This window comes from Streptomyces sp. CMB-StM0423 (genome assembly GCF_002847285.1).
Classification (GTDB): domain Bacteria; phylum Actinomycetota; class Actinomycetes; order Streptomycetales; family Streptomycetaceae; genus Streptomyces.
On the sequence record NZ_CP025407.1, the window covers coordinates 2226640 to 2245019 of the forward strand.

At 73.2% G+C, this 18380-nt stretch carries 17 protein-coding genes; 10 read left to right on the forward strand and 7 right to left on the reverse strand.

The window, feature by feature from the left end; genetic code table 11:
- Window positions 1-8 precede the first annotated feature (8 nt).
- Window positions 9-698, forward strand: coding sequence for an AIM24 family protein (locus CXR04_RS09270; protein WP_101426274.1), 690 nt, complete (start codon window positions 9-11; stop codon window positions 696-698).
- 57 nt (window positions 699-755) lie between these two features.
- Here CXR04_RS09270 and meaB read toward each other — a convergent pair whose 3' ends face one another.
- Both meaB and CXR04_RS09280 read right to left on the reverse strand, forming a co-directional pair.
- Window positions 756-1718 (reverse strand): methylmalonyl Co-A mutase-associated GTPase MeaB, encoded by a 963-nt coding sequence (meaB, locus tag CXR04_RS09275; RefSeq protein WP_101421381.1) that lies wholly within the window; start codon window positions 1716-1718, stop codon window positions 756-758.
- Between the two features lie 88 nt (window positions 1719-1806).
- Window positions 1807-3015, reverse strand: coding sequence for an acetyl-CoA C-acetyltransferase (locus CXR04_RS09280; protein WP_101421382.1), 1209 nt, complete (start codon window positions 3013-3015; stop codon window positions 1807-1809).
- 132 nt (window positions 3016-3147) lie between these two features.
- Between CXR04_RS09280 and mce the strand changes: the two genes are divergently transcribed.
- The 7 genes from mce (at window position 3148) to CXR04_RS09315 (ending at window position 12382) form a co-directional block, all read left to right on the forward strand.
- Entirely contained in the window at window positions 3148-3585 is a 438-nt protein-coding gene (gene mce, locus CXR04_RS09285; protein ID WP_101421383.1) for a methylmalonyl-CoA epimerase, read from the forward strand.
- A gap of 153 nt (window positions 3586-3738) precedes the next feature.
- The gene (gene scy / locus CXR04_RS09290) at window positions 3739-7113 is read left to right on the forward strand and encodes a polarized growth protein Scy (protein WP_101421384.1); all 3375 of its coding nucleotides are present in this window, start codon (window positions 3739-3741) and stop codon (window positions 7111-7113) included.
- A 103-nt stretch (window positions 7114-7216) separates the two neighbouring features.
- Window positions 7217-8152: a cellulose-binding protein gene (locus CXR04_RS09295; RefSeq protein WP_101421385.1), complete on the forward strand. Its 936-nt coding sequence runs from the start codon at window positions 7217-7219 to the stop codon at window positions 8150-8152.
- A 145-nt stretch (window positions 8153-8297) separates the two neighbouring features.
- Entirely contained in the window at window positions 8298-9308 is a 1011-nt protein-coding gene (locus CXR04_RS09300; protein WP_101421386.1) for an ABC transporter ATP-binding protein, read from the forward strand.
- A 5-nt stretch (window positions 9309-9313) separates the two neighbouring features.
- Window positions 9314-10093 carry an ABC transporter permease subunit gene (locus CXR04_RS09305; protein ID WP_101421387.1) on the forward strand — a complete coding sequence of 260 codons (780 nt, stop codon included), beginning with the start codon at window positions 9314-9316 and terminating at the stop codon, window positions 10091-10093.
- Window positions 10094-10244: 151 nt separating this feature from the next.
- Window positions 10245-11420 carry an ABC transporter ATP-binding protein gene (locus tag CXR04_RS09310; protein ID WP_101426275.1) on the forward strand — a complete coding sequence of 392 codons (1176 nt, stop codon included), beginning with the start codon at window positions 10245-10247 and terminating at the stop codon, window positions 11418-11420.
- Window positions 11417-12382, forward strand: coding sequence for an ABC transporter permease (locus CXR04_RS09315; protein ID WP_101421388.1), 966 nt, complete (start codon window positions 11417-11419; stop codon window positions 12380-12382). Before CXR04_RS09310 ends, CXR04_RS09315 begins: the two co-directional genes overlap by 4 nt.
- Before the next feature lie 67 nt (window positions 12383-12449).
- On the opposite strand, the gene CXR04_RS09320 is transcribed toward CXR04_RS09315, so the two are convergent.
- The gene (locus CXR04_RS09320; RefSeq protein ID WP_101421389.1) at window positions 12450-13115 is read right to left on the reverse strand and encodes a response regulator; all 666 of its coding nucleotides are present in this window, start codon (window positions 13113-13115) and stop codon (window positions 12450-12452) included.
- The gene (locus CXR04_RS09325) at window positions 13108-14379 is read right to left on the reverse strand and encodes a sensor histidine kinase (protein ID WP_101421390.1); all 1272 of its coding nucleotides are present in this window, start codon (window positions 14377-14379) and stop codon (window positions 13108-13110) included. The genes CXR04_RS09320 and CXR04_RS09325 overlap by 8 nt, the downstream gene beginning before the upstream one ends.
- Before the next feature lie 167 nt (window positions 14380-14546).
- Here CXR04_RS09325 and CXR04_RS09330 point away from each other — a divergent pair, with 167 nt between their 5' ends.
- Window positions 14547-15197, forward strand: a complete 651-nt coding sequence (locus tag CXR04_RS09330) for a hypothetical protein (RefSeq protein WP_101421391.1) — start codon at window positions 14547-14549, stop codon at window positions 15195-15197.
- Here CXR04_RS09330 and CXR04_RS09335 read toward each other — a convergent pair.
- From CXR04_RS09335 to CXR04_RS09345, 3 genes are all read right to left on the reverse strand, one after another.
- Entirely contained in the window at window positions 15114-15686 is a 573-nt protein-coding gene (locus CXR04_RS09335; protein WP_101421392.1) for a cob(I)yrinic acid a,c-diamide adenosyltransferase, read from the reverse strand. The genes CXR04_RS09330 and CXR04_RS09335 overlap by 84 nt on opposite strands.
- 23 nt (window positions 15687-15709) lie before the next feature.
- Window positions 15710-16465, reverse strand: a complete 756-nt coding sequence (locus tag CXR04_RS09340; protein WP_101421393.1) for an ABC transporter permease — start codon at window positions 16463-16465, stop codon at window positions 15710-15712.
- A gap of 99 nt (window positions 16466-16564) precedes the next feature.
- On the reverse strand, window positions 16565-17350 hold the full coding sequence (locus CXR04_RS09345) for an ABC transporter ATP-binding protein (protein ID WP_101421394.1): 786 nt from the start codon (window positions 17348-17350) through the stop codon (window positions 16565-16567).
- A gap of 79 nt (window positions 17351-17429) precedes the next feature.
- Here CXR04_RS09345 and CXR04_RS09350 point away from each other — a divergent pair, with 79 nt between their 5' ends.
- Window positions 17430-18086, forward strand: a complete 657-nt coding sequence (locus tag CXR04_RS09350) for a TetR/AcrR family transcriptional regulator (protein ID WP_101421395.1) — start codon at window positions 17430-17432, stop codon at window positions 18084-18086.
- Window positions 18087-18380 lie beyond the last annotated feature (294 nt).

An 18380-nucleotide genomic window follows, 5' to 3' on the forward strand; every position in this document is an offset into this window, starting at 1 on the left:
TCCACGACATGAACACGCTGCCGCGCAACGACAACGTCCACCCGTACGCCTTCAGCGTCGCGCTCAACGGGCAGTGGTTCCTGCAGAAGGGGAAGATGATCGCCTACTACGGGCAGATCTCCTTCGAGGGCGTCGGCCACGGGGCGTTCGACGGGCTGGTGGCCGGGAGCTTCCACTCGCCGCTGCACGCCGCGGACTGGGTGGTGGCGCAGGGCAGCGGTGTGATGGTCCTCGCGGACCGGGCGTTCGACGTCAACTCCTTCGACCTGGACGACGGCAACCTCACGATCCGCTCCGGGAACCTGCTCGCGTTCGAGCCGGGGCTGGAGCTGAAGCAGTCCATCGTGCCGGGCTTCCTGACGCTGATCGGCACGGGCAAGTTCGTCGCCGTCTCCAACGGCGCCGTCGTCTTCGTCGAGCCGCCGATCCGGGTGGACCCGCAGGCGCTGGTGGGCTGGGCCGACTGCCCGTCGCCGTGCCACCACTACGACCACGGCTACATGCAGGGCCTCCTCGGCGGGATCCGGGCGATGACCGGCATCGGCGGCGCGTCCGGCGAGGAGCACCAGTTCCAGTTCACGGGCGCCGGGCAGGTGCTGCTGCAGTCGACCGAGACGATGCAGGCCGGGCTGGCGACGGGGGCCGTGCCGCATCAGCAGGGCGTGCCGGGCGGCACTCCCGCGGGGTACGGCAGGTAGCGGACGCGGCGGGGGCGTACGGACCGGCCTCCGGTCCGTACGCCCCCGCCCGTGCCGTCAGCCGCCGGTGAGGCCCTCCAGCAGCTCGTCGGCGGCGGCGTACGGATCCAGCTCGCCCGCGGTGATCCGCTCGGCGAGTGCCGACAGCCGCCGGTCGCCGTGCAGGTCGGCCATGCGCTCGCGCAGCGCCGTGACCGCGATCGTCTCGACTTCCCGGGCCGCCCGCCGCAGCCGGCGCTCGGCCAGCACGCCGTGCTCCTCCATCCAGGCCCGGTGCTTCTCCAGCGCCTCGACGACCTCGTCGGTGCCCTCGTCGCGGGCGGCGACGGTCCTGACGATGGGCGGGCGCCAGTCGCCGGGGGCGCGGGCCTCGCCGAGGCCGAGCATGTGGTTCAGCTCGCGGGCGGTGGCGTCGGCGCCGTCGCGGTCGGCCTTGTTGACCACGTACACGTCGCCGATCTCCAGGATCCCGGCCTTGGCCGCCTGGATGCCGTCGCCCATGCCGGGCGCCAGCAGCACCACGCAGGTGTCGGCCTGCCCGGCGATGTCCACCTCCGACTGCCCGACGCCGACGGTCTCCACCAGCACCACGTCGCAGCCGGCGGCGTCCAGCACGCGGATCGCCTGCGGCGCGGACCAGGCGAGCCCGCCGAGGTGGCCGCGGGTGGCCATGGAGCGGATGTAGACGCCGGGGTCGGCGGCGTGCGCGCCCATCCGCACCCGGTCGCCGAGCAGCGCCCCGCCGGAGAACGGCGAGGAGGGGTCGACGGCCAGCACGCCGACCCGCTTGCCGCGCCTGCGGTACGCGGTGACCAGGGCGGAGGTGGACGTGGACTTGCCGACGCCGGGCGCTCCGGTGAGCCCGACGACGTAGGCGCGGCCGGCCAGCGGGGCGAGGGCGGCCATCACCTCGCGCAGGTGCGGCGACGCGCCCTCGACCAGGGTGATGAGCCGGGCGACGGCCCGCGGGCTGCCCTCGCGGGCGGCGGCCACGAGCGCGGCTACGTCTGCGGCTGGCATGTGTGATCGCTCCTTGCGTCCGTACGGGGCCTGCTCCCCGGCCCCTCCCCTGCCCCGGTCACCGTACGGACCGGGGCCGCCGCGCCCCTCAGGCCCTCGGGACCCGCACCACCAGCGCGTCGCCCTGGCCGCCGCCGCCGCACAGGGCGGCCGCGCCGACGCCGCCGCCGCGGCGCTTCAGTTCGAGGGCGAGGTGCAGGACGAGCCGGGCGCCGGACATCCCGATCGGGTGACCCAGCGCGATGGCGCCGCCGTTGACGTTCACCTTTTCGGGGGTGACGCCGAGGTCCTTCATGGACTGCACGGCGACGGCGGCGAAGGCCTCGTTGATCTCGATGAGGTCGAGGTCGCCGACGTCGATGCCCTCCTTCTTCAGCGCGTGCAGGATGGCGTTGGAGGGCTGGGACTGCAGGGAGTTGTCCGGGCCCGCCACGTTCCCGTGGGCGCCGATCTCGGCCAGCCAGGTCAGCCCCAGCTCCTCGGCCTTGGCGCGGCTCATGACGACCACGGCGGCGGCGCCGTCGGAGATCTGCGAGGCGGTGCCGGCGGTGATCGTGCCGTCGGGCGCGAAGGCGGGGCGCAGCTTGGCCAGGCCCTCGGCGGTGGTGTCCGGGCGGATGCCCTCGTCGGTGTCGACGACGACGGCGGCGCCCCGGCGCGCGGGCAGTTCGACGGGGGTGATCTCCTCGGCGAAGATCCCGCGCTCCCGCGCGGCGGCGGCCCGCTGGTGGGAGGCGGCGGCGAAGGCGTCCTGGGGCTCGCGGGCGATGCCGAGGCGGGTGTTGTGCTTCTCGGTGGACTCGCCCATGGCGATGCCCTCGAAGGAGTCGGTGAGCCCGTCGTGCGCCATGGAGTCGAGCATCTGCAGGGCGCCGTACTTCACGCCCTCCCGGGACTTCGGCAGCACGTGCGGTGCGTTGGTCATGGACTCCTGGCCGCCGGCGACGACGATGTCGAACTCGCCGGCGCGGATGAGCTGGTCGGCCAGGGCGATGGCGTCGAGCCCGGAGAGACACACCTTGTTCACGGTCAGCGCGGGCACGCTCATCGGGATGCCCGCCTTGACCGCGGCCTGCCTGGCCGGGATCTGCCCGACCCCGGCCTGGAGCACCTGGCCCATGATCACGTACTCCACCTGGTCGGCCGCGACGCCCGCACGCGCCAGGGCCGCCTCGATGGCGAAGCCGCCCAGATCCGCGCCGGAGAAGGCCCTCAGGGAGCCGAGGAGGCGCCCCATGGGGGTACGGGCGCCCGCGACGATCACGGACGTGGTGCCTGAAGTGCCGCTGCCAGTCATGCGCGTCCCCTTCGGGGAGGAGTGAATGAGGGTTAACTTCAGCGTACTGAGCGGTACGCGTCCGGGTCACGGTTCGTTCGGTGTGACCGTGCGCACGTTGCGTAACCTTCCCTGCGGCGGTGGACTGTGCGCATGCTGACGCGCATCGACCACATCGGAATCGCCTGTCACGACCTTGACGCAACCGTCGGGTTCTACCGCGCCACCTACGGCTTCGAGGTGTTCCACACCGAGGTCAACGAGGAGCAGGGGGTCCGCGAGGCCATGTTGAAGATCAACGAGACGTCCGACGGCGGCGCCTCGTACCTGCAACTGCTCGAACCGATCCGTGAGGACTCCGCGGTCGGCAAGTGGCTGGCGAAGAACGGCGAGGGCGTCCACCACATCGCCTTCGGCACCCCGGACGTCGACGCCGACGCCGACGCCATCCGTGACAAGGGCGTACGTGTCCTCTACGACGAGCCGCGGCGCGGCTCGATGGGCTCGCGGATCACCTTCCTGCACCCCAAGGACTGCCACGGCGTGCTGACAGAATTGGTCACTTCCGCATCGGCCGCGGGCGCACACTGACCTTTGATACCCGTGGCCGGTAGAGTGCAGGGGGCCGCCCGCGTCCTGGGCGGCCCGATCATCTGACACCATCGATACCAGCACACGAACGCAGCACACGTCATCGCCATTGCCAGCAGGCAGAAACGACCCGGGGACGGATGGGACCGCGCAGTGCGGGGCTACGACCGCTACGAGCCTGACGCCGTCATGGACGGGCTCTCGCAGTTCGAGGCCGAGATCGAGCGGCTGAAGAAGGAGCGGGAGAAGGCCGTCCAGCACGCCGAGGACCTCGGCTACCAGGTCGAGGTGCTGCGCGCCAAGCTGCACGAGGCGCGCCGCGGACTCGGCGCCCGCACGTCCTTCGACAGCGCCTCGCACCAGGCCGAGCAGTTGCTGCGCAACGCCCAGGCCCAGGCCGACCAGTTGCGCGCCGACGTCGAGCGCGAGCTGCGCGAGGCCCGCGCCCAGGCGCAGCGGCTGCTCCAGGAACACGCCGAGCGCCAGGCCCGGATGGAGGCCGACCTGCACGCCGAGGCGATCGCCCGGCGGCAGCGGCTGGACGAGGAGCTGGCGGAGCGCCGCACCACCGTCGAGACCCACGTCAACGAGAACGTGTCGTGGGCCGAGCAGTTGCGCTCCCGTACGGAGGCGCAGGCCCGCCGGCTCATGGACGAGACCAGGACCGAGGCGGACCGGCTCGTCGCCGCCGCCCGGGCCGAGGCGCAGCGCCAGTCCGAGCAGACCCGCCAGCGGGTCGGCAGCGAGGCCGAGGCCGCCCGGGCGGAGGCCGACGACCTGCTGCGGCGTGCCCGCGCCGACGCCGAGCGGCTGCTGAACGCCGCGTCCACCCAGGCCCAGGAGGCCACCACCCACGCCGAGCAGTTGCGCAGCTCCTCGGCCGGGGAGGCGGAGGAGGCCCGCCGGGAGGCCACCGACGCGCAGCGCCGGGCCGAGGAGAAGCTGGCGGAGGCCGAGACCTCGCTGCGCTCCGCGCGCACCGAGGCGGACCGTCTGGTGGCGCAGGCCGAGGAGGCGGCGACCAAGAAGATCGCCGAGACCGAGGCCGGCGCGGACCAGCGGATGCGCACCACGCGCAACGAGATCGCGCGGCTGGTCGGCGAGGCCACCAAGGAGGCCGAGGCGATCAAGGCGGAGGCCGAGCAGGTGCGGGCCGACGCCCGTACCCAGGCCGAGGCCCTGATCGCGGAGGCCGAGGAGACGGCCCGTACGCGCTCCGCGGAGGACAGCGCGAACGCCATCGCCAAGGCCGCCAAGACCGCTGAGGACGTCCTCAACAAGGCGTCCAAGCAGGCCGAGGACACCACCACGGCCGCCGGCGAGGAGGCCGACCGGATCCGCCGGGAGGCGGAGGCCGAGGCCGAGCGGCTGCGGGACGAGGCCGCGGCGGCGGCCGAGCAGCTCAAGGGCGCGGCCAAGGACGACACCGAGGAGTTCCGGGCCAAGACCGTCGAGCTGCAGGGCGAGGCCCGGCGGCTGCGGGACGAGGCCGAGCAGTTGCGCGCGGAGGCCACCGCCGAGGGCGAGCGGATCCGCGGCGAGGCCCGCAGGGACGCGGTCGCGCAGATCGAGGAGGCGGCGAAGTCCGCCGAGGAGCTGCTCGCGAAGGCGGGCACGGACGCCGAGGATCTGCGCGAGGCCGCGACGGCGGAGGGCGAGCGGGTACGGGGCGAGGCCGCCGAGCGGGCCGCGACGCTGCGCGAGCGGGCCGAGGAGGCACTGGCCAAGGCCCGTACCGAGGCCGACGAGCTGCGCGCCGAGGGCGAGGCGCAGGCCGAGAAGATCACCGAGGCGGCGGCGGAGGCCGCGCGCAAGACCCGTACCGAGGCCGACGAGGCCGTCACCGCCCGCCGGGCCGAGGTGCAGACGGAGCTGGACCGGCTCCAGCAGGAGGCGGCCGCCCGGGTCACGGCCGCCGACGAGGCGCTGGCCGCGGCCCGCGGCGAGGCGGAGCGGATCCGCCGGGAGGCCGCGGAGGAGACCGAGCGGCTGCGTGCGGAGGCCGCTGAGCGGCTGCGTACGCTCCAGCAGTCGGCACAGGCCGAGGCGACCCGGATGCGCGAGGAGGCCGCCGCAGAGACGGCCACGACCCGTGCCGAGGCCGAGGCCGCCGCCCGGCGGCTGCACGAGGATGCCACCGGGGAGTCCGAGCGGCTGCGCCGCGAGGCTCAGGAGGCGGCCGACCGGATCCGCTCGGAGGCGTCCGCCGCCGCCGAGCGGCTGGCGGCGGAGGCGCAGGAGGCGCTGACCGCGGCGCAGGAGGAGGCCGCGCGCCGGCGGCGCGAGGCGGAGGAGATGCTGACCGCCGCCCGCGGCGAGGCGGAGCGCGAGCGTACGCAGGCCACCCGGCAGGCCGAGGACCTGCTTGCCTCGGCGCGCAAGCGGGTCGAGGAGGCGCAGGCGGAAGCCGCCCGGGTCACCGAGGAGTCGGAGCGCCGGGCGCGCGAGCTGGTGACCGCGGCCGAGCAGACCGCCCAGCAGGTGCGGGACTCGGTCAGCGAGCTGCGGGCGCAGGCCGACGAGGAGATCGCGGGGCTGCGGTCGGCCGCGGAGCACGCCGCGGCCACGCTGCGCCGGGAGACCAGGGAAGAGACGGACGCCGCCAAGGAGTTGGCGGAATCGACCGTCAACGACGCGCTAGCAGAGGCCGAACGCCTGCGTACCGAGGCCGAAAGGGTCCGGGACGAGTCCCGCGGCGATGCCGCGAAGCGCCGTACGGAGGCCGCGGAGCAGGCCGACAAGCTGGTCGAGAAGGCGCACGAGGAGGCCACCCGCGCCACCGCGGCGGCCGAGGAGCAGGCCGACGTGATGGTCGCCGCCGCCCGCAAGGAATCCGATCGGCTGGTGCGCGGCGCCGGCTCGGAGGCGAGCGGTCTGGTGGAGAAGGCCCGCGCCGACGCCGACCGGATGCTGGAGGAGGCCCGCCGGGACTCGCATGCGATCCGCGAGCGCGCCGAGGAGTTGCGTACCCGCACGGAGGCGGAGACCGACGCGCTGCACGACCGCGCCCGGCGCGAGGCCGCCGAGGCCACCAAGGCCGCGGGCGAGCGCGTCGACAAGCTCGTCGCCGCAGCTCACGAGCAGCTCAACGCGGCCGAGGTGCGCGCCGAGCAGATGCTCACCGACGCCAAGGGCGAGGCCGGCAAGGTCCGTATCGCCGCGGTGAAGAAGGCGGAGGGGCTGCTCAACGAGGCCGAGCAGAAGCAGGCCGAGGCGTTCGACACGGCCGAGCGGACGAAGGCCGAGGCGCGCGCGGAGGCCAAGCGGATGGTCGACGAGGGCCGCCGCGAACTGGAGTTGATCACCCGCAGACGCGAGGACATCAACGCGGAGATCTCCCGCGTGCAGGACGTCCTCGAAGCCCTGGAGTCCTTCGAGAGCCCCGGCACCGCGGGGGCCAACGGCAAGGACGCCAAGGACGGCAAGAACAGCCAGGTCAGCAAGGGGAAGGACGGCGGCGGGAAGGCCCCCGCCGCCGCCGCGGCCCGGTCGGGGGGAAAGCAGTCCGGTGGCAGACCACTCGATTGAGCGGACATTCTCCAGATCAAACCTGGATTGACGCTGTGACACGCCGTCAGCACCCCTAGGATTCCCCTTATCACCTCACTCGGTCTCTTTCGACAGGAACCCCATGAGCGACACGGCCAACCCCTTCGGTTTCGAGTTCGCAAGGCGCGGATACGACCGCGAACAGGTGGACGAGCGGATCACCAAGCTCGTAGCCGACCGCGACAGTGCCCTCTCGCGCATCACCTCCCTTGAGAAGCGGATCGAGGAGCTTCACCTCGAGACGCAGAACGCACAGGCGCAGATCGCCGACTCCGAGCCGTCGTACGCCGGCCTCGGTGCCCGGGTGGAGAAGATCCTGCGGCTCGCCGAGGAAGAGGCCAAGGACCTGCGCGAGGAGGCCCGCCGCGCCGCCGACCAGCACCGCGAGCTGGCCGAGTCCGCCGCGCAGCAGGTGCGCAATGACGCCGAGTCGTTCGCCGCCGAGCGCAAGGCGAAGGCCGAGGACGAGGGCGCGCGGATCGTCGAGAAGGCGAAGGGCGAGGCCAGCGGGCTGCGTGCCGAGGCGAAGAAGGACGCGCAGTCGAAGCGCGAGGAGGCGGACACCCTCTTCGAGGAGACCCGCGCCAAGGCCGCCCAGGCCGCCGCGGACTTCGAGACCAACCTCGCCAAGCGCCGGGAGCAGTCGGAGCGCGACCTCGCCTCCCGCCAGGCCAAGGCCGAGAAGCGGCTCGCGGAGATCGAGCACCGGGCCGAGCAGCTCCGCCTGGAGGCCGAGAAGCTGCGTACCGACGCCGAGCGCCGCGCCCGGCAGACGGTCGAGACCGCGCAGCGCCAGTCCGAGGACATCGTCGCGGACGCGAACTCGAAGGCCGAGCGGATCCGCAGCGAGTCGGAGCGCGAGCTGGCGGCGCTCACCAACCGCCGCGACAGCATCAACGCCCAGCTCACCAACGTCCGCGAGATGCTGGCGACGCTGACCGGCGCGCAGGTGGCCGCCCAGACCGGTGCCGACGAGGTGGAGGACAAGCCGGGCGTGCCCGCCCAGCAGTCCCGCTGAGTCCGGTACGGCCGGGCGGACCGCTCCGCCCGGTCGTGCGGTACGTGTCCGGCGCCCTCCGCCCCGCAGGCGGAGGGCGCCAATCCGGTTGTGTCGATTACTCCCAGGAGATGCGTTCGATGACCTCGCCGCCTAGGGTTAGCGCATGATCGAACTGGAGGGGCTGACCAAGCGGTACGGCGACAAGCTCGCCGTGGACCACCTGACCTTCCAGGTGCGGCCGGGCATGATCACCGGATTCCTCGGTCCGAACGGCGCCGGCAAGTCGACGACGATGCGGATGATGCTCGACCTCGACAACCCCACGTCCGGTTCCGTGCGCATCGACGGCAAGCACTACCGCGAACTCCAGGAGCCGCTGAAGTACATCGGCGCCCTGCTGGACGCGAAGAACATGCACGGCGGCCGCAGCGCGTACAACAACCTGCTGTGCCTGGCCCAGAGCAACCGCATCCCCGACGCCCGGGTGCGCGAGGTGCTGGAGACCGTCGGCCTGACGGCGGTGGCGAAGAAGAAGTCCAAGGGCTTCTCGCTCGGCATGGGCCAGCGGCTCGGCATCGCGTACGCGCTGCTGGGCGACCCCGAGATCCTGATGTTCGACGAGCCGGTCAACGGGCTCGACCCCGAGGGCATCCACTGGATCCGCAACCTGATGAAGAGCCTGGCCGCCCAGGGCCGCACGGTCTTCGTCTCCAGCCACCTGATGAGCGAGATGGCGCTCACCGCCGACCACCTCGTCGTCATCGGCCAGGGCAAGCTGCTCGCCGACACCTCGATGGCCGGCTTCATCCGGGAGAACTCCCGGTCGTACGTGCGCGTACGCACCCCGCAGCCCGAGCAGTTCAGGGACGCCGCGAGCGCCGCGGGCATGTCCGTGAGCCTGCACGGGGACGGCGCGTTCGAGGTCGAGGGCGCCGACATGGCCGAGCCGGTCGGCGAGCTGGCCGCGCAGCACCGGGTGACGCTGCATGAGCTGAGCCCGCAACAGGCCTCCCTGGAGGAGGCGTTCATGCAGATGACCGCCCAGGCGGTCGAGTACCACGCGCACGATCTGAGCGACCCGAACGCCGCCGCGGCGGCCGGAGCCGCGCCCCCGGCGCCGCCCGCGCCGAACGCGCCGCCCGCACCGGGTCCGCAGTGGGGCAAGGGAGACTGACGGCCATGGCAGCACCCTCGGCAGTGCTCAAGTCGGAGTGGACCAAGATCCGCTCGGTCAGCTCCACGATGTGGACGCTGGCCGCCGCGCTGGTCCTCACCGCCGCGGTGGGGGCGCTCCTGTCCGGCGTCATGAACGCCACGTTCGACGACCTCTCCGAGGCCGAGCGGCTCACCTTCGACCCGACCCTGGTGAGCTTCTTCGGCATGATGCTCGGCCAGCTCGCGATGGTCGTCTTCGGCGTCCTCGTGATCAGCACCGAGTACAGCTCCGGCATGATCAAGACCTCGCTGGCCGCGGTGCCGCAGCGGGCCGCGTTCTACGTCTCGAAGATCGCCGTCGCCACGGCGCTCGCCCTGGTCGTCGGACTGCTCACCAGCTTCATCACGTTCTTCCTCGGCCAGTCGCTGCTCGGCGACCACAAGGCGTCGATCGGCGACGAGCACGTACTGCGGGCCGTCGTCGGCGCCGGCCTGTACATGGGCGTGATCGCGATGTTCTCCATGGGCGTCGCCTCGATGCTGCGCAGTACGGTGCTCTCGCTCGGCCTGCTGATGGCGTTCTTCTTCCTGATCTCCTCGATCCTGGCGGGCGTCCCGGCCACCAGGGACGTCGCGCGGTACCTGCCGGACCAGGCGGGGTCGCGGGTCATGCAGGTGGTGCCCGGCGCCCTGAACAGCGACGAGACGCCGTACGGGCCGTGGGGCGGCTTCGCCATCATGTGCGCGTGGACGGCGGCGGCGCTGATCGGCGGGTACGTCGTGCTGAAGAAGCGCGACGCCTGACCCCCCGCCCGTCGCCCCCTACCGCTCCCCCGGTGCCTCTTCCGGCAGCCCGGCGGCCTGCCCGCCGGGAACCGGAAGCGTCCCGATAGCCTCTTAGCCTGAAGGGGGACGGGAAGTCGCGTGTGCCCCCGTGTCCGACGCAGGGGGCCACATGATCGAAGCACAGGGTCTGACGAAGACCTACGGCGGGAAGACCGCCGTCTACAACCTTTCCTTCACCGTCAAACCGGGTGTCATCACCGGCTTCGTGGGCCCCAACGGGGCGGGCAAGTCGACGACGATGCGCATGATCCTCGGGCTCGACGAGCCGAGCAGCGGCAGCGTCACCGTGGGCGGCTACCCGTACCGCAAGCTGCCCAACGCCCCCCGCCAGGTCGGTGCCCTGCTCGACGCCAAGGCGGTGCACGGCGGCCGCAGCGCCCGCAACCACCTGCGCTGCGTCGCCCAGCTCTCCGGCATCCCGCAGCGCCGCGTCGACGAGGTGCTCGACGTGGTCGGGCTGCGCGAGGTCGCGGGGCGCCGCTCCAAGGGCTTCTCGCTCGGCATGGGCCAGCGCCTCGGCATCGCCGGCGCGCTCCTCGGCGACCCGCAGATCCTCCTCTTCGACGAGCCGGTCAACGGCCTCGACCCCGAGGGCATCCTGTGGATCCGCAACCTGATGAAGAGGCTGGCGAGCGAGGGCCGCACCATCTTCGTCTCCAGCCACCTGATGAGCGAGATGGCGCTGACCGCCGACCATCTCATCGTCATCGGCCGCGGCCAGCTCATGGCCGACATGAGCGTGCGGGACTTCATCAACACGCACTCGGCGAGCTTCGCCCGGGTCCGCGTGCCCGACCGGGAGCAGGGCCTGCGGGAGAAGCTGACCGCCCTGCTCACCGGGGAGGGCGCGCAGGTGCAGCAGGAGGAGGACGGGGCGCTGCGCGTGGGCGGGATGCCGCTGCCGCGGATCAGCGACCTGGCGCACGACGCGCGGATCCAGTTGTGGGAGCTGTCCCCGCACGAGGCGTCGCTGGAGGAGGCGTACATGCGGATGACGCAGGGCGCCGTGGACTTCCGCTCCACCGCCGACCACCGCACCGGCCTGCAGCAGCCGGCGGGCCCGGTGCCCCCGCAGGGCTACGCGCCCCCCGGCCCCGGCTACGCGCCGCCCATGGGCGCTCCCGGGATGCCGCAGGGCGGCCCCGGAATGCCGCCGCCCGGCGTGCAGCCCGGCTACGCCCCGCCCCCGCCGCAGGGGTACGCCCCGCCGCCACCCCCGGCCGCGCCGCAGGGCCCGGCCGGCGCCGCCGCTCCCGCCCCGCGCGAAGGTGAGACCCCCCGATGAGCTACCCGCCGCAGCCCTCCGCCCCCGCCCCCGGCGCGCCCCCGGTCCCCGGCGCCGCTCCCGGCCCCGTCCCCGGCGCCGCGCCGCCGGCCGGCCCGCCCCCGGGCGGCGGCTACTCCTCGCCGATCCCGATCGTCAGGACGCACCTGGGCCACGCCTTCGCCTCCGAGTGGACCAAGATCCGCTCGGTGCGCTCCACCATGTGGACGCTGGGCGTCATGCTCCTGCTCGTCGTCGGCGTCGGTTTCCTCATCGCGCTGGCGATGAGCAGCGACGACTGGGTCGGTGCCCCGTTGCTCTCCGGCGGCCTCTTCGGTCTGATGCTCGGCCAGATCTGCATCGTCACGCTCGGCGTGCTGGTGATCACCTCCGAGTACGGCACGGGCATGATCCGTACCACGCTCACCGCCTCGCCCCAGCGCTGGCGGGTGCTGGCGGCCAAGGCCGTGGTCTTCTTCGTGCTGGCCTTCGTGCTGACCACCGCGGCGTGCGCGATCACCGCGCTGGTCCACTCGGCGGTCCTCGGCGGCCAGACCGTGCCGGAGTACGAGCTCGACAGCTCGACGTTCAAGGACTCGGTCTCCGACAGCGGCGAGCTGATCGCCACCGGCAGCCAGTGGTTCGACGCCACCGTGGGCGCGGCGCTGTACGTGTCGCTGCTGGGCCTGCTCGCGCTGGCCGTGGGCGCGATCCTGCGGCACTCCGCGGGCGCCATCACCACGATGGTCGGCTTCATCCTGCTGCCGCTGATCATCGCGCTGTTCATGCAGGCGGAGAGCCTGCGCGAGGTCCAGCGCAAGCTGATCGAGTACTCCCCGCTCAGCGGTCTGGCCTCGCTCTTCGGCATCCCGTTCTTCGATGACGCGAGCGTCGGCGGCTGGGGGCTCCTCGGCCTGCTGGCCGCCGTCACCGGCGGGATGCTCCTGCTGGCGTTCGCGCTGCTGTCGAAGCGGGACGTCTAACCGCGCGCACAGGGCCGGGGGCGGAGACCGTACGGGACGCGACCGTACGGGCTCCGCCCCCGCCCGCTCAGACGCCCAACTCCTGTGCCAGCACCGCCGCCTGCACCCGGCTGCGCAGCCCCAGCTTCGCCAGCAGCCGGCTGACGTGCGTCTTCACCGTGGCCTCCGCCATGTCGAGCCGGGCCGCGACATCCGCGTTGGACATGCCCTGCCCCAGGCAGGCCAGCACCTCCCGCTCGCGCCGCGTGAGCGTCTCCAGGACCGCCGGGTCGGGGCCGTCCGGCGACGGGGCCCGCCGGCCGCCCGCGAACTCGGCGATCAGCCGCCGGGTGACCGCCGGGGCGATCAGACCCTCGCCGCGGGCGACGGTGCGTACCGCCTCCACCAGGGCGTCCGCCTCGGTGTTCTTCAGCAGGAAGCCCGCGGCGCCGGCGCGCAGCGCGCCGAAGACGTACTCGTCGAGGTCGAACGTCGTCAGCACCAGCACGTCCGCCAGCTCCTCGGCGCTGATCCGCCGGGTGGCCGCCACCCCGTCGAGCTTGGGCATCTGGATGTCCATCAGCACCACGTCCGGCCGCAGTTCGCGGGCCAGTTGCACGGCCTCCTCGCCGTCGGCGGCCTCGCCGACGACGGTGAGGCCCGCGGCGGAGCGCAGGATGAGCACGAGCCCGGCGCGTACGGCCTGCTGGTCCTCGGCGACGAGGATCCGGACGGGCGGGGCGGCGTCAGCCATGTGTCCTCCGTTGCGGTGCGGTGGTGTCCTCGCCGGTGGGCAGCCCGGCCCGGACGGCCCACCGCTTGCCGGCGCCGGGTCCGGCGGCGGCGTCCTCGGGTCCTGCGCTGAACGAGCCGCCCAGCAGGGCCACCCGCTCCTCCATCCCGATCAGCCCGGCGCCCGAGCCCGGCGCCCGCGGCACGGGCCCACCACCCGGCCGTCCGTCCTGCTGCCGCCCGTCGCCCAGCGGACTGGTCACCGCCACCGTCAGCGGCTCGGGCCCGGCGAGCGCGACCCGTACCTCGCCGGGAGCGGCGTGCTTGAGCGCGTTCGTCAGCGACTCCTGCACGATGCGGTACGCGGCCAGCTCCACCGGCGCGGGCAAGCCCGCGCCCGGCTCGCGGGCGTCGTCGAGGGCGAAGCCGAGGCCACTGGCCGCGCCGTTGACGCGGGCCTGCTCCACCAGCGCGGCCAGCCCGGCCAGCGTCGGGGCCGCCGCCGGCTCCGACTCCGCGGCGTCGGTGTCGGAGGCGGCGCGCAGCAGGCCGATCAGGCGGCGCATCTCCGCCAGCCCCTGCACGCTGTTCTCGCGGATGACGGACAGCGCCTCCCGGGACGCCGTCCGGTCGTCGATGGACTGGGCGGCGGTGGCGTGGATGGCGATGGCGGAGAGGTGGTTGGCGACCATGTCGTGCAGTTCGCGGGCCATCCGGGCGCGCTCGGCGCCGATGGCCTCGCGCCGGTCCAGCTCCGCGAGCAGCGCGGTCTGCTGCGCCCGCAGCCGGGCGGCGTCGGCGGCCTGGCGGTGCGTGCGTACGGCGACGCCGGTGGTGGCGGGGGCGAGCGTGATGAGGCCGACGGCGACGCCGAGGAGGATCGCGGCCCGGTCCTGGAAGACGGCCAGCACGACGACGGTCGAGGCCACGGTGAGCGCGGCGGCGGCCCGCGGGATCCAGCGGGCCGCGGTCGCGGTGCCGTAGAGCACGGCCGCGTACATCAGGTCCGTGAACATCAGGATCGTGGCCAGCGTGCCCCACGTGAACTGGTCGGCGACGACGGCGACGACGGCGATGCCCAGCGCGGTCATCGGCCGGCTCCGGCGCAGCAGCTCGGCGCCGGCCATGACGGCGAGCGGGATCAGAGTCAGCCGCGAGTCGTGGAACGGCCGCCCGCCCTGGGTGTGCAGCCCGAGCGCCCACAGCGCCACCCCGCCGAGCAGGCCGAGGACCGCGATGAGCACGTCGTCGCGGTGCGGCCGGAGGGAGGGGCGTGAGCTGCTCACTCCCCCATCAAACACGGCCGCCGCCCCGGCGGCCTCCGTATCGCGGGCGGCTTTGGGCGGGCGGGCGCTACATCGAAGGATGCAGTCCGGGATCGTCGCGTACGACGACGTGTCCGCGCGCGCCGGGCGGGAGCCTGGAAGGGAGGACGGGGAAGGGAGAGCACACCGTGATCGTCACGCTCATCATCGTCTGCGAGGTCGCCTTCTGGGTGCTGCTCGCGGCGGGGCTCGCGCTGCGGTATCTGGCGAGGAAGCCGCGGCTGGGCACCGCGGTGCTGCTCTGCGAGCCGCTGCTGGAGGTCGTGCTGCTGGTCGTCACGGCGATCGACCTGAAGAACGGCGCGGAGCCGGACTGGAAGCACGGCCTCGCCGCGGTGTACATCGGCTTCTCCGTCGCGCTCGGCCCGACGACGATCCGCTGGGTCGACGCCCGCTTCGCGCACCGCTTCGCGGGCGGGCCGCCGCCGGTGAAGCCGCCGAAGTACGGGATGGCGCGGGCGCGGCACGAGTGGTCGGTCGCCGTCCGCTGGATCCTGGCGAGCGGCATCGCGATGGCGCTGCTGCAGGGCGCCATCTGGTACGTGGGCGACGACGGCGAGACCGAATCGCTGCGGGCGTGGCAGGCGCGGATGCTCGTCGTCATCGGCATCAACCTCATCATCGCCGTGAGCTACACGGTCTTCCCCAAGCAGCGTCCCGCGGGTGCGGTGGAGCCGGAGGCCCGGCGGGACGGCTCAGCGTTCGCCGCCGGGCACCCACAGCACGTCTCCGACCGTCTTGTTGGCGGTGCGCGCAAGGATGAAGAGCAGATCCGATAGCCGGTTGAGGTACGTGGCCGTCAGCGGGTTCATGGTCTCGCCGTGGACCTCCAGGGCGGCCCACGTCGACCGCTCGGCCCGGCGCACCACCGTGCACGCCTGGTGCAGCAGCGCCGCGCCGGGGGTGCCGCCGGGGAGGATGAAGCTGCGGAGCTTCTCCAGGTCGGCGAGGAAGCGGTCGCAGTCGGCCTCCAGCCGGTCGACGTACTCCTGCTCGACGCGCAGCGGCGGGAACTCCGGGTCGGGCTGCACGGGAGTGGAGAGGTCGGCGCCTACGTCGAAGAGGTCGTTCTGCACCCGGGTGAGGACGCGGGCGACCTCCTCGGACAGCCCGCCGAGCGCGAGGGCGGTGCCGATGACGGCGTTGGCCTCGTTGGCGTCGGCGTACGCGGAGATCCGCGGGTCGGTCTTGGGCACCCGGCTCATGTCGCCGAGGGCGGTGGTGCCCTTGTCTCCGGTACGGGTGTAGATCCGCGTCAGGTTGACCATGTGCCCAGCGTATGCCCGCGGCGCTACGCCCCGGCGGCGCGGAACACGCGTGTGCCCAGCGTCACCGCCCCGGCGGCGAACGCGGCGGCGACGAGCACGCCCCGGAGCATCTCGGCGCCCGCGTACTCGCCGACGAAGGCGGCGCGTACGGCGTCGACGAGGTAGCGGAACGGCACCGCGTGCGACAGCGTGTCCAGCCACCCCGGCGCCAGCGTCATCGGCAGCATCAGCCCGGACAGCAGCATCGACGGCAGCGAGACCGCGTTGACCGCGGGGCCGAACTCCTGCGGCGTCGGCACCCGCAGGGCGAAGGCGTACGACAGCGAGGCCATCGCGATCGTGACCAGCGCGACGAACCCCAGCCCGATCAGCACCCCGGGCAGCGGCGCGCGCAGTCCCATCGCCACCGCGGTGACGACGAGCAGCACGGACTGGAAGAGCAGCAGCAGCGCGTCGCGCAGCACCCGGCCGAGCAGCAGCGCGAGCCGGCTGACGGGGGTGGCGCGCATGCGGTCGAGCACGCCGAGGTTCTTCTCCACGATGATGCCGAAGCCGGCGAACGAGGCGCCGAGCAGCCCGAGCATCATCAGCAGCCCGGGGACCAGGACCTGCCAGGAGTTGCCCTCGGCGGACAGCGGCAGGTCGCGCAGCAGCGGGCCGAAGAAGACGAGGTAGAGCAGCGGCATGAGGATGCCGAAGAGCATCTGGAAGCGCGAGCGCAGCGTCTGGCGGGCGTAGCGGCCGAAGACGAGGGCGGTGTCGGCGGCGAGGGCGGGCACGGCGGTCTCCCGGGAGGCTGAGGGCGTACGGAACGGGCGTGGCGGGCCGACGGACGGGCTCTCCGGCTGTCGGGCCCTTCGGGCTGTGGGCTGCCGGTGTCAGACGGCGAGCGGGGCGGGGTCCTCGCGGGCGGCGGGGCCGCGGCCGGTGAGGGCGAGGAAGGCGTCCTGCAGCGAGGCGTCGGGGGAGCCGGCGTGACGCTCCTTCAACTCCCGCGGCGTGCCGTCCGCGACGACCACGCCGTGGTCGACGACCACGATCCGGTCGGCGAGCGCGTCAGCCTCGTCGAGGTAGTGGGTGGTGAGCACCACGGTGGTGCCCTGCTCGGCGCGCAGCCGGCGCACCAGGTCCCACAGGTCGGCGCGGCTGCCCGGGTCGAGCCCGGTGGTCGGCTCGTCCAGGAAGAGCAGTTCGGGCCGGTGGACGAGGCCGAGCGCGAGGTCGAGCCGGCGCCGCTGGCCGCCGGAGAGCGACGCGCAGGGCCGGTCGAGCAGGTCTTCGAGGCCCAGTTCCGCGGCGAGTTCGGCGGCCCGCGCGGCGGCCGCGGGCTTGGCCAGCCGGTGGAAGCGGCCCTGGGTGACCAGTTCCTCCCGTACGGAGACGTGCGGATCGACGCCGCCGCTCTGGGCCACGTACCCGATCCGCTCGCGCACACCCGCGGGGTCCGCGACCAGGTCGCGGCCGGCGACGGTGGCGGCGCCGCCGGTGGGCGGCAGCAGCGTGGTGAGCATCTGCAGGGTGGTGGTCTTGCCGGCGCCGTTGGGCCCGAGCAGCCCGACGATCTCGCCGGGCTGGACGCGCAGGTCGATGCCGCGGACGGCTTCGACGGGCCCCTGCTTGGTCGTGAAGGTCCGGGCGAGGCCGGACGCGCTGAGGATGGCCATGACTCCAGAAAAACAGAGTCACTTAATTTTTGCAATGGCTCTAATTTTTCACTCAGACCAGCGTGAGTACCATGAGGGCATGGCCGAGGGACTCAGGGAGCGCAAGAAGCGGCAGACCAGGCAGCTCATCTCGGACGTGGCCACCGGCCTGTTCCTGGAGCGCGGCTTCGACGCGGTCACGGTCGCCGAGGTCGCCGAGGCCGCCGACGTCTCGGTCAACACCGTGTACAACTACTTCCCTGCCAAGGAGGACCTCTTCCTCGACCGCAGCCGCGGCCTCGTGGAGCGCACTTCCCGCGACGTACGCGGCCGGGCGCCCGGCGAGTCCGCCGCGGACGCCGTGCTGCGCGGGCTGCGCGACGACGTCGAGGCGGGTTCCGGCCGGGTCGGACTCAACCCGGGGATCGGGAAGTTCCTGGTCGTCGTCGAGGAGGCGAACGCCCTCCAGGCGCGGCTGTGGCAGATGCAGCAGGAGGGCGTGCTGCGCCTCGCCACCACCCTGCGCGAGGAGACCGGGGCCGCCGCGGACGATTGGCTTCCGGACCTGATCGCGGGTCAGCTCTCCTGGGTCAACATCGCGCTCTTCGACTTCATCCGGCGCGAGATGATCGCCGGCCGCGACCCGGCGGCCGTCTCGCGCGACGCGCTCGGCCTGCTGGACGAGATGGAGGAGCTGTTGGGCGAAAAGGTGCTCAACTACGCACGCAGGGCCGGAGACCGAGCCTCGCACGTGTGATGTCCGTCATCTGAGACGTGACGCGCATCTCTAAGCGCTCCGCGAACGCACCGGGAGCGCTAGGGTCTGTCTTCAATCTCCCGTCTGCGGCTGGGGGTACCGCCCACGTGCGCGCAGCGCGCTGTGGGGGAGGCCGGCACGCACGCTCGCCGCGTTGTCGGGATCGACCGCACAGGCCCAGTATGCGGTCGGCCCTCCGCCTTGCGATCGCACGCCCGCCGCCGCGCCGCCCGCCCTGCGGGCGAACGACGCGAGATCGACGACAGACCCCAGTGTCCGCTTCAGAGCACGTGA